The 10,979-nt window shown below is 56.1% G+C and carries 10 protein-coding genes; 6 read left to right on the top strand and 4 right to left on the bottom strand.

The window, feature by feature from the left end; all coding sequences use genetic code 11:
- Nucleotides 1-16: 16 nt before the first annotated feature.
- From tssE to tssB, 4 genes are read right to left on the bottom strand one after another with little or no spacing between them, the layout of a single operon-like run.
- Nucleotides 17-397: a type VI secretion system baseplate subunit TssE gene (gene tssE / locus KE671_RS02100; protein WP_206161500.1), complete on the bottom strand. Its 381-nt coding sequence runs from the start codon at nt 395-397 to the stop codon at nt 17-19.
- Nucleotides 397-882 carry an Hcp family type VI secretion system effector gene (locus tag KE671_RS02095; RefSeq protein ID WP_206161499.1) on the bottom strand — a complete coding sequence of 162 codons (486 nt, stop codon included), beginning with the start codon at nt 880-882 and terminating at the stop codon, nt 397-399. Before KE671_RS02095 ends, tssE begins: the two co-directional genes overlap by 1 nt.
- An 18-nt stretch (nt 883-900) precedes the next feature.
- Entirely contained in the window at nt 901-2,382 is a 1,482-nt protein-coding gene (tssC, locus tag KE671_RS02090) for a type VI secretion system contractile sheath large subunit (protein ID WP_206161498.1), read from the bottom strand.
- A gap of 17 nt (nt 2,383-2,399) precedes the next feature.
- Nucleotides 2,400-2,912, bottom strand: a complete 513-nt coding sequence (tssB, locus tag KE671_RS02085) for a type VI secretion system contractile sheath small subunit (RefSeq protein ID WP_206161497.1) — start codon at nt 2,910-2,912, stop codon at nt 2,400-2,402.
- A 458-nt stretch (nt 2,913-3,370) separates the two neighbouring features.
- Between tssB and KE671_RS02080 the strand changes: the two genes are divergently transcribed.
- Genes KE671_RS02080 through KE671_RS02055 form a run of 6 tightly spaced genes read left to right on the top strand, consistent with a single transcriptional unit; the run spans nt 3,371 to nt 10,677 of the window.
- Nucleotides 3,371-3,751, top strand: a complete 381-nt coding sequence (locus KE671_RS02080; protein WP_283093061.1) for a T6SS protein Cts2N — start codon at nt 3,371-3,373, stop codon at nt 3,749-3,751.
- A 1-nt stretch (nt 3,752) separates the two neighbouring features.
- Nucleotides 3,753-5,090: a type VI secretion system baseplate subunit TssK gene (gene tssK / locus KE671_RS02075; RefSeq protein ID WP_206161495.1), complete on the top strand. Its 1,338-nt coding sequence runs from the start codon at nt 3,753-3,755 to the stop codon at nt 5,088-5,090.
- Nucleotides 5,074-5,820: a DotU family type IV/VI secretion system protein gene (locus KE671_RS02070; RefSeq protein WP_206161494.1), complete on the top strand. Its 747-nt coding sequence runs from the start codon at nt 5,074-5,076 to the stop codon at nt 5,818-5,820. Before tssK ends, KE671_RS02070 begins: the two co-directional genes overlap by 17 nt.
- Nucleotides 5,817-9,380: a type VI secretion system protein gene (locus KE671_RS02065; RefSeq protein WP_206161493.1), complete on the top strand. Its 3,564-nt coding sequence runs from the start codon at nt 5,817-5,819 to the stop codon at nt 9,378-9,380. Before KE671_RS02070 ends, KE671_RS02065 begins: the two co-directional genes overlap by 4 nt.
- Nucleotides 9,368-10,288: an ImpA family type VI secretion system protein gene (locus tag KE671_RS02060; protein ID WP_206161492.1), complete on the top strand. Its 921-nt coding sequence runs from the start codon at nt 9,368-9,370 to the stop codon at nt 10,286-10,288. The genes KE671_RS02065 and KE671_RS02060 overlap by 13 nt, the downstream gene beginning before the upstream one ends.
- Nucleotides 10,285-10,677 (top strand): DUF4280 domain-containing protein, encoded by a 393-nt coding sequence (locus KE671_RS02055; protein ID WP_206161491.1) that lies wholly within the window; start codon nt 10,285-10,287, stop codon nt 10,675-10,677. Before KE671_RS02060 ends, KE671_RS02055 begins: the two co-directional genes overlap by 4 nt.
- Nucleotides 10,678-10,979: the final 302 nt, after the last annotated feature.

Here is a 10,979-nt window from a genome sequence, read left to right as displayed (position 1 = left end):
TTCTCTCCTGTTGGCTTTACCACCAACGACCATTTTGATACGCCAGATCCAGCGTCAACTGCGCATCGTCATCCCACAGTTGCGCTTCCAGATGGAGCGCCAGCGTGGCGTGATGCGCCTCTTTGACACTGACCGTCAACGTTTTAAGGCGGGGTTCAAGATGCAAAATCGTGCGTCTGAGCTGGCGACAAAACCAGTCGAGCACCCGATTATCATCGGCATTGATGCCATGCCATTCAGGAACGCCCCAGGCGAGCAGCGCGGGGAGTGATTCAGCATCCTTCGGCGCACGGGTATTGAACAACCTGCGCAATTCCCGATAGACCGACTCTCGTGGTGAGCAAGTCTCATCTGCCAGCCTGTCGAGTAGCGCAACCGGTATGGAGGAGCTCATCATTAGCTCCCTTTCTTATTCATCGTCATATCCCAGACCGAAGAACTGGTTCCCTGCTGAGTCCCCTCTGATTTCTGCGCGGTGATTTCCCATTTGATTTTGGTGAAATTCAACGACATCGTTTCGACCGGTTTTCCGCCGGACCCGCCGCTTACGCTCAGGTGAGAAATGACGACATTGGTCAGGGTATAGACGATAAAGGGCAGCATTTTGCCGTCATCATTGCGGCACAGCGTCAGCTTTGCTTCTTTGATCATTTTACCGCTACAGCAGTATTCGTTGAGTACCGGGGTGGCGAGATCGACAAACTTGGTCAGCGACATCTCTCCCACGTGTGCACGCCCGGAGGTACGTTCGGTGTTGCTGACATCGTTGGTCACCTGCATGGCGACGTTGTGGCTGTAGGACATGATCTCAATCTGATCTTTAAAGCCATCAACCTGACTTTCACCCTTGATATCGTCCAGTTTTAAAAAAATAGCATCCATGATTTATCTCCTTATTAATCAGGCAGCTGCCGGTGGCGGCAGCTCAGCAACCAGACGAATTGAGGTGGTCAATTCTTCCAGTTGGAAATGCGGGCGCAGAAAAACGACGGCACGATAAACACCCGGCTTGCCGGGGACTTCACTGACGTCAACCCGCGCTTCGCGCAGCGGGTAACGGGCTTTGATCTCCTGCGGCGCGCTATCGCGCAGCAGAACGTAGTCGGCAATCCAGTTATTGAGATAGCTTTCAATTTCGTCGCGGCTCATAAAACTGCCGACTTTGTCGCGCATAATGACCTTGAGGTAATGGGCAAAGCGGGAAGCGGCAAGAATGTATGGCAGCATCGCGGAAATGCGCGCGTTGGCGTTTGCTTCCGGCGTGTTGTAGATCCGTGCCTGATTAGTGGTTTGGCCACCAAAAAAAGCGCCCGTGTTGCTGTTCTTCTTGTGGCACAGAGCAACAAAGCCCAGATCGTTCAGCTCTTTTTCGCGGCGATCGGTAATGGCAATCTCCGTCGGACAACGCAAACTGATGTCACCGGATGGGGTGCTGAAGGTATGCGCCGGGAGATCTTCCACCAACCCGCCGCCTTCTGCGCCGCGAATCGCCGCGCACCAGCCGTATAGTGCGAAGGCATCGGTGATCCGGTTTGCCAGCTTCCACGCCGCGTTACCCCACAGATACTTACTGGCATCCAGACCGTTGACGTCCTCAATAAAGTTGACTCCTTCCACGGGCACGGTATCCGGGCCATAAGGCAAACGCTGCAATACGTGAGGTAAAACTAACGTCACATAGCGGGACTCATCGCTCTCACGGAATGCCCGCCATTTGATAAGCTCAGCACTTTCGAAAATCTTCGCAAGGCTGCGCGGCACGCCCAGCTCAGCAAACGATCCCATATCAAACAGACGTGGGCTGGCTGCCGCAATAAAGGGAGCATGGGCCGCTGCCGCAACCTGCGACATTTTCTCCAACAACGCCACGTCCTGCGGATGGCGACCAAATTCATAATCGCCGACCAGTACGCTATACGGGTTACCGCCGTAAGTACCGTATTCATCTTCGTACAATTTTTTGAACAACGTGCTTTGATCGAACTCCACTGCTTTTTCGAGATCGTTTTGCAGCTCTTTACGCGAGACGTTAAGCAAACGCAGCTTGAGTCGTGAACTGGTCTCGGTATTCATCACGAACTGGTGAAGCCCACGCCAGGAGGCCTCCAGACGCTGCATATCCGGATGGTGCAGCACTTCGTTAAGCTGAGCGCTAATGAGCGCGTCAATTTGCGCGATACGATGGTTAATCATGGCGACAGTGTCGCTTTCTACCGTCATGCCTTCATCAAGGATCTGCGTCGCCAGTTCTTCCAGCATGTCGCGCGCGTAGGTCTGCTGTAGTTCATCGCGTGCCATGCGTCCTTCCTGAATGATGCGATCCAATACGCTCAACGTGACCGTTTTTCCGCTCGTTTCAGCCTGTTCCTTCACCGTTTCCATTATTCGTTCCTTTTCGGTTACGCGTTTTCAGCTGGTTTGTCTTCCATTGTTGGCCGCAACGCCTGAAGTTCAGCGTTATCGTTGACCACCTGCTGGAGCAGAGCATCCAGATCGTCGTTGCCATCCAGTTTGGTCAGCAGATCGCGCAGGCGCTGGCGGGCAAGGAACAGACGCTGAAGGGGTTTCACTTGATCGATAATGTTGAGCGGGGAGAAATCTTCGATAGTTTTGAAATGAAGCTCGATGTTGAATTTACTGTCATCATTCGCCAGTCGATTTTCCACCTGGAGCGCCAGACGAGGTGCTATCGACCCGAGCACATCATCAAAATTATCACGATCGATATCGACAAACCGCCGATCGCGTAGCTTTTCAGGTGGAGAGGCGGGCTGACCGGATAAATCGGCCAAAATACCGACAACAAACGGCAATTCCTTTTTTTCTATTGCTCCACCCGTTTCAACGTCATAAGTAATTTGTACCCGTGGAGGTCTAATACGACTGAGTTTATGCTGAATACTCTCTGCCATAACTTGTCCTTTTTGCAATAAGAATCCCTGATGCAATCCTGCCTGCATCTTTATTTGAAAGCGTTATTTCAGAAAATCAATCGCTATTATAAAAAACACAACGAAAAATAAATATCAACCAGTTTTTGTTTTCTGGACAAGAATACCCTTGGTTGATCAACGTCACGCAAAAATGTTAAAAATCTTATCAATCAATATCATACAAAAAAGTAGATGATAAGGTGAATGTTCCATCCGTTATATTCACCCTGCGGGCACACTCTGTTTTCACCTGTTTATTTAATGATTAACACCGAATAATGATTTAAATCAACTAAACAAAACTCACCATTAATTACTTTCTTTACGGCGATATAAAAGGAATTTATATGACGAACGGCAGATATCATTTGATACAAATAATATTTATTACTTGTTTAGCATTGCTTAATAATAGCTGTTCATTTTGGTCAAATCAGGTGGAATTAAAGACGGTGGTCATCGACACCGTCGCACAAGCGAATGATAACACCCCAGTCGCCGTGGATATTGTCGCCATTGCCGATGCCTCGCTTGTGCCGGTAGTACAGACGCTTTCAGCAACGCAGTGGTTTAACGCCAGAGCGCAACTACAGCGCGATTACCCTGGCGGTTTGCACGTCTGGTCGCTGGAACTGGTTCCCGGCTCCCGCTTTAGCGCTGATGACAATCCACTAAGCGGTACCCCGGCGGAAGCGACGCTGTTGTTCGCCCGCTATCGCAGCGAAGGGGAGCACCGCCTGCGACTGGACAATACTACTGCCCTGCATCTGCAACTGATGGCGGACGAGGCGGTACTGGTACCTGAACAAGGAAAGTAATATGACGACAATCCCGGCAATGGTCTGCTGGTATGAGGGCATGGCGATGCTGCCACAGCATTTCCAGTTGCAGTCGCTGCGTCATGACACACTCGCCGCCGCGCTTGCAGGTCATGCTAACCCGTGGTTCTGGGGCGTGAACCATCTGGAGATTGACGATGCCGCGCTTTGCGCCGGTACTCTGCGACTCTTACGCCTGAGAGCGATCATGCCCGATGGCTTACCCATTGACTACGATATCCAACGCGATCCACCGCTGGAATTTGACTGTACTCGTCTGCTCCCGGCAACGGCCGACAGCGAACACACCCTCTGGCTGGCGCTACCGTCGGCAAACCGCGGCGGTCAGTGGCAGCCGTTTACCACCCGTTTTCGTTCCATCACCAGCGCACCGCTGCCCGATTTAACCAGCGGAGAGTTTCCCGAATCTATTGCCAGTTGGCAGCCCGCACCGCGCCTGGTCAGCCAGCATGAACGCGCCGATCTCCTCTGCCTGCCGCTGATTCAGGTGGTCTACACCGAAGGGGGATTTCGCCGCAACGACTGGTTTCCCCCATCACCTCAGGTGGACGAGGGCAGCACGCTCTGCCAACAGACTCGTGAGCTTTGTCTGTTGGCCAGAGAGAAAATCCTGTTTCTCAGCCGTGAAGCGCAACTCGCCAGGCAAAACGACCATACACACAACTGGCTCTGGCTAACGCTTTGCCTGCAAAGTATTCAGGGCGTGCTGCCGCTACTGGAATGTCTGGTTAACAGCGGAAAGTCCCATCCGGCGGATCTGTTTCGCGCACTGTGTTTGTTCTGCGGTCAGACCGCTGTCCTGACTCAGGATAAACCCCTGCCCTGGCTTCCCGGTTTTGACTACGAAAATATGCAGCCAGGTTTTACCACGCTGTTTACGCTATTGCGCACGCAACTGGTACATATTCATCGCCGTCGACTACGGCTGAATTTTACTGCCGGGGAAGACGACTTCTCCCTGAGGCTGCCTGGTGAGATACAGGCGGGCGAACAGGTAGTGATCGGTATCCTTATGCCTGACGGCAGCCCGCTGTCGGCGGCCGACTGGCTACAGTCGTCGCTGATTTCCTGCCAGCCGTTTCAGCCGATTTTACGCCGCCAGCGCATGCACGGCATGTCCGTCGCGCCGCTTGCGACACAACAGCGGACGGAGTGGGAGACCGACAGCACCATCGCGCTGTTTACCCTCACGCTCACCACGCAATGGTTTGAGCACGACGCCCCGCTGATCATCGCCCCACTGCATAAAGCCAGCGTCAGTCCTGAGAAGATCATGCTCTATCGGCAGGAGGCGCAATACCATGCCGATGGCGACTGACATGCCCGCCAGCCGTCTGTTTGATACGGTTTTTACCTGCTGGCTGACGCAATTTGAACACTGGAAAACCAGCACGCAGGCACCGGAAATGTTGTATCAACAGGCATTCTCCTGCAGTAATCAGATCGTTTCGGACTACGCGCAACGCCTCAACCGGGAACTGGGTAGCCCGTTTCAGGCACAGATCGATGCCGCCGTGTATGCGCTGGTCGCCCTGATCGATGAAACCGTGCTCTACACGCCGTGGCCGGCGCACCTTCAGTGGCAGGCTTGTCCGCTGGAATACCACCTTTGGCAAACGCATCGCGCGGGGGATGTCCTTGCGCAACGCATTCAGGCCCTGCTCAGCGAACGCCTTGCGGGCCAGCGCGATTTAGCCGCGCTTTACTTACGCTGTCTGACGCTGGGTTTTGGTATCCACCGCGACGATTTCAATGAAACGACGCATCAGGAGACCTGCCGGTTACTGTGGCATTTTGCGTTTCAGCAGGATCCCCGGGCCGATGACATTGTCGAACGCCTGAATGCCAACTCGTTGGGAGCGCCACTGCAACTGCCTCCCCGCCGCCGTCTGCCCGATCTCTCCCGTCTGCATCTGGTTGCGCTGATCGTGCTGCTGGCGCTGTTACTACTAAGCCAACACCTGTGGCTGGGCCTCGAAGACGCCATTGGCGTGAATACGCTACCGGGCTTTTCCGCGATCCAACTCTGTCCGGAGGAGACGCCATGACGCAACCGTGGCTGTCGCTGACAATCGTGGTACTGGTGCTGCTGGCAATCACGCTCTGGTACGTCTGGTGGCAATGGCAATATCGCAACGACGCTTTTATCCGTGCGCAAAAGGAGATCCTGCGCGCCAACGGTGGACAGGATCCTTACGACAGCACCCGGATCCTGATGCTGGGTAACGAGGAGGACAACCGTCTGCTGTGCCGTAGTTGGTCACTAATCGACGGTACAGAATCCTGGTTCGGACAGTGGTGGTTTGATGCACAATGCAGCCTGCTCTGCGTACCGCATTCATTGCAAACCACGGAGAAAAAACGGCTTATCCGGCAGAACGACTGGCAAAAGATGGTGGCGGCGCTGGTGAAAAGTCGCCCTCAGCGCCCGCTGGATGCGCTGATTCTGACCCTGCCGCTCGCGGATTTACAGGGGGACGCATACGCTTATCTGTCAGAACGCTGCCAGCAGATCCAGCAGGTTTGCGGCCTCAGCCTGCCCATTTATCTGCTAATAAGCGGTATGGAAGCGCAGGATGGTATGCGAACGCTACTGCGTCAACTCCCGCCCCAGGCCCAGGGATACGCCATCGGAAGCGCGATTTCTTGTCCACGGGAAGCCGTCTGGAAACCGCAGTGGATTGACGATGCGCTGGAGAACACCCGCTTCTCACTACGCCAGACGGTGACTGAACTCGGCGCGCTCAGTGGCAATACGTCAGTATCGCTGTTTCGCCTGCCGGAGTTTTTTCCGTCGCTGGCGGCGGCGCTACACGCCGGATTCGATGGGCTGCTGAGCAGCAATGCCCGCGATGAGCCGCCGCTCCTGCGTGGGATCTGGTTTGTCGCTTACCATGTGGCGAACGAAAAACCGCAGATGGCGTTCTGCCAGCCTCTTTTGCGAGACAAAATCCTCGCCGAACGAGGGCTGGCGCTGCCGGTACGTCGCCTGCTGCGGCTTAATCTGCGCCGCCATTTTACGCTTCTCGCCGGCTACAGCGCACTGTGCGTCGTCTGGCTGGTAGTGATGATCTGGCGCTGGCCGTCTCAGCATACCAACGCCCTGTTGCTGCATAACGAGTTGCAAAGCCTCGCGACGCAAATTGCTCCCGGCGATACCCCCGGGGAACGTTCTGCCGCACGGTACTGGCGGATGGTGAATGACGTCCCGCAGTGGCATTTTCGCTCGTTCATCTGGCCGGGCTCGCTGTTCAGCCGGACTGACAGCAAACTGAGCGCCACCTTTCATCACGCCACCCTACGCAGCCTGCTGGCGCCGGCAATCAACGGCATCTGCTTGCAACATCAGAGCGCGAAGCGCGGCGACGGCCTGCGCGAACGGGACGATCTGCTGGCGGAAGAGCGTTACCGGCGGATCCTGTTTTTACTCGAACAGACGAAGCAAATGGAGACCCGCTATCTGCCGCTGCTGCAACTGACGCAGGTCAAACGCCCCACGGTGCAGACACTGGCCGAGGTCTCTTCAACCGTCTGGGGAGTTAATGTGGAAGTGGCTGCCCTGCCCGCCACGGCTGAGCTTAATGAGATGCTCGCCACACTCCCCTTGAGCCAGATGAACCTGGCCGATGCCAGCGAACTGACCCAACGCAACAGCGAACAGTTTATCCGCGAAACCCGGCGCTGGCTGGAGCAAGTCTACGGTAACGCCAGTCCGGAGATCTATGCCGGACAGCTCGACGACCTGCTGCTTACTTTCACCAACGACGGGGAGATTAACGCGGATTTCGTGCGTCTGCTAATGCGGCAGATAAGTCGACTGCAAAACGCCCTGACCACGCTCAATAGTCTCAGTCAGGACGCGGTGCACTCCCCTGTGCGGCTTGCCCTGGACACATTGCTTACCCAGGCGCAGGCGCTGCGCCTGCTCGACCGGACGGCTATTCACGAACTCCTCAACGATGAGGAACAATTACGTCAACAGTTGATGGCCCAGATTGACCGCTCTCTACTGCATTTTTCCACGCTGACCGCGCAATCCTCACAGGGCGAATTTCATGTCTCTCCCGATATTCTGGCGCTGCAAAAAAGTTTACGCGATCTGCTGAATCAACCGTTCTGGCAGCAGGGCGCGGGGCAATTGCTACCGGAGAACCCCGGTTATCCTGGCGATCAGCAGATTCAGCAAGCCGCAACGCTGTTTACTGGTTATCAGCGGTATAGCGAACGGCTTCCCGACAGCCTCTGGCGACCCCGGCTCAGTGAACTGGCGCAGAATGCCGTCGAACGCGCCATTCGTCAGGCGCTTTACCGCGGCGTTCCTGGCACCGCAACGGCGCGAGAGATCGACACTGAAAATGCCGATCGCGTCATCGCGGCGCTAATGCAGATCAATCGCCCGGCCCTCGCCAGTACGCTGCGTCAGCAGGTGGCCGCACAGATCATTGCGCGAGTGAACGATGAAGGTAGCGCACGCCTGCCCGACATCCACCCGCCGCTGGTCAACACGGCAACACCGGAACAGGCACAGACGAGTGGACTAGAGGTGATGGGCTGGGCCGCCGCCCAGACGGCGCAGATTTCTGCGACGCTCACACGCTACCAGCAACCGATAGAATGGCTCAGCGCGCAGCGACCATGGCTGACCACCACGCAAAATCAGCAGATCGCCCGCTGGGTCAGTTCGCTGGAAACGTTAATCCGCCTGCAACAGCAGGATCCCACCAGCGCGCCAGCACAACTGCAAACTCTCGCTGCAACGTTACCGACGTTAACCGCCCAAAATTGTCAGAGCGAACTGGCATCGTTTCGTGCAACAGGTCAACAGGATTTTTACAGCGCCTCGCTTAACGCGTTGCTCAGCGCCTCGGCGCAAAACTGTCAGCAGCTACGTCAGCAGGGCAGCATCGGTGCGGTGCAGAAAATTTTCACGCTCTATAACCGCTGGCTTGCCGGACATTTCCCATTCACGGCGCGGCCCCATGCGCCAGATGCGGATGTGGATCGGGTTCGCGAACTGGTATCGTTACTGGCAGAGCTGCCGCCGGAAACGCTCACAGACCAACCCGCGCTGATTCGCCAGTTAGCCGCCGCCCAACCGTTGCTTTCCGCGCTGGTCTCACCAGATGGCGTGGTGGTGCGGGTGAACTGGCGGACGGGACGCAATCAGGAAGCCGGCGCGGATCAGATCGTCGACTGGCAGTTAAGCGGTAATCAGCAAACTCTGACCTGGCCCGGAGGCACCGACGCCGATCTGCACTGGCGCAGCGGCGATGAGCTGATGTTCAGCCTGCGCTGGGCGGCAAATTCCGCGTGGCGTCCCGTGCCTGATAGCGCCGTTGTCGGCCTGAGCGTGGCGGGTGATACGGCGCGCTGGCGCTGGCAAGGTGCATGGGCGTTGCTGCGCATGACAGACCTGCAGCGCGTCGGCGGCGCGCTGGCGCAGCCTGTGCCGCTTCGTTTTTCCCTGCCCGTGAGCGATGGACAACAGCGCTCTCGTGCGACCGTCAATATCCAGTTTGCGTTACTGAATGCGCAAAACAATGCACCGCTGCCCTGGGTCATCCTGACTGAACAGGGATTTTCGGGAGAACATCAATGGAACAGATAGACGCATTACTCATTTCCATTAGTCCGGACAGCCCCTGTGGGGAGTCCATCCGCTATTCGCCCGAGTTCGACCGATTGGTCAGCGCGCGTCAGGAGGACGATGAATCCTTGCCTACTGGCGTCTGGCAGAGCGTACCACGGCGCGCCGACTGGGAGGAGGTCGCCAGACTGGCCAGCCACCTGACCACCAGCCGCAGTAAAGATCTGGTGGTGATGTCCTGGCTTGGTGATGCCTGGATCCGTCTGCACGGACTGTCGGCCCTTCCGCAGGCGCTGGGGCTGCTGACGCTGGCGCAGGAATACTATCCGGAAGATCTGCATCCGCAGATCAGAGACGGGGATTATGATTATCGCGCCGCGCCGCTCAGTTGGATGGCGCAGCATTATGCCGTCCTGATAGCCGATGCGCCGCTGTTTGAGCTTAACGATGAAAGCATTACGCTCAGCCAATGGGAGCAAGGTCATCATCCCAGCCCACCGTTCAGCGAGACCAGCCGCCCTGTTGCCGAGGCGCTGGCGGCCAGTCTGCAATGGTTGCAGCGCCTGAATGCGGTCTGCCAGCACTGGCCAGAAGCGTCCGCGCCCTCTTTTCACGTACTGGAACAAAAAATAAAAACCTGCCAGCAGGCGCTGGGTAGCGCACCACCTGAAAATACGCTGACGCCAGCCGTCAATAAACAGACGACAATATCGTCCTCCGCCACCTTCGCCAATCGCGAGGAGGCCTATCAGATGCTTCGCCAGGTTGCCAGCTATCTGCAACGTACAGAGCCCCACAGCCCTGTACCTTATCTGCTCGAGCGCGCCTGGGTCTGGGGACACACGCCTCTGCCTGAATTACTTCAGGAATTAATTAGCGGTGATGAATCTGCCCGCCGACTCTGGCGGCAACTGGGGGTACTGCCATGAGTTGCCCTGCCGTTTGTATCGGGGCCATGATGCAGTGCTCGTTTGGCATTGCACCTTCGACGTTAAACGTCCTGCCCGTCAACCGTACGCTGGTGAATAACCTGCCGATGGCAAATATTATGGATAACAAGCCGTTCGTTAATATTCTGCCCTTTGGTATGTGTAGCAGCCTGGCTAACCCTACGGTGGCGGCGGCCACCGCCGCCGCGCTGGGCGTGCTCACGCCCATGCCGTGTATTCCCGCGACCGTTGCGCCGTGGGCACCCGGTTCGCCAACAATCATGGTCGGCAACGCTCCGGCGCTGAATGCACAGTCAACGCTCATCTGCATCTGGGGCGGGGTGATTCAAATCAGTTTTCCAGGACAGGTGACAACGATGGTGAGTTGAAGACCCGGATAGCGAGGTGCGGGTAAGGCCACATGCTTACCCACACATCATCACGCCAGTTACCGGTAGTTGACCTTTATATTTCTCGACAATGGTTCAATGACCCTGGAGACCAGAATAATGTCCAGAATCAGCGGCATACTCATTCCACTCAGTTACCCAGCCATGTTGATCACACTATAAGCGATCGGGTAATTTATTCATTTGATGAGATCCATGTAATCCGGCGGGCTTTGCTTGCCTTATTGATGAGACTCCGTGACTCCGCCAGTGTATCCCTCCTTCATCGCTTGATCGGGCGG

It is taken from the genome of Citrobacter amalonaticus (assembly GCF_018252635.1).
Classification (GTDB): Bacteria; Pseudomonadota; Gammaproteobacteria; order Enterobacterales; family Enterobacteriaceae; genus Citrobacter_A; species Citrobacter_A amalonaticus_E.
Note: the sequence above shows the minus strand (reverse complement) of the source record. Positions and strands in the feature narration are given on the sequence as shown.

Coding starts and splice junctions, on each gene's coding strand:
- tssC (WP_206161498.1), bottom strand. CDS start 2,382: ATGGAAACGGTGAAGGAACAGGCTGAAACGAGCGGAAAAACGGTCACG.
- KE671_RS02055 (WP_206161491.1), top strand. CDS start 10,285: ATGAGTTGCCCTGCCGTTTGTATCGGGGCCATGATGCAGTGCTCGTTT.
- KE671_RS02095 (WP_206161499.1), bottom strand. CDS start 882: ATGGATGCTATTTTTTTAAAACTGGACGATATCAAGGGTGAAAGTCAG.
- KE671_RS02060 (WP_206161492.1), top strand. CDS start 9,368: ATGGAACAGATAGACGCATTACTCATTTCCATTAGTCCGGACAGCCCC.
- tssK (WP_206161495.1), top strand. CDS start 3,753: ATGACGACAATCCCGGCAATGGTCTGCTGGTATGAGGGCATGGCGATG.
- tssE (WP_206161500.1), bottom strand. CDS start 397: ATGATGAGCTCCTCCATACCGGTTGCGCTACTCGACAGGCTGGCAGAT.
- KE671_RS02070 (WP_206161494.1), top strand. CDS start 5,074: ATGCCGATGGCGACTGACATGCCCGCCAGCCGTCTGTTTGATACGGTT.
- tssB (WP_206161497.1), bottom strand. CDS start 2,912: ATGGCAGAGAGTATTCAGCATAAACTCAGTCGTATTAGACCTCCACGG.
- KE671_RS02065 (WP_206161493.1), top strand. CDS start 5,817: ATGACGCAACCGTGGCTGTCGCTGACAATCGTGGTACTGGTGCTGCTG.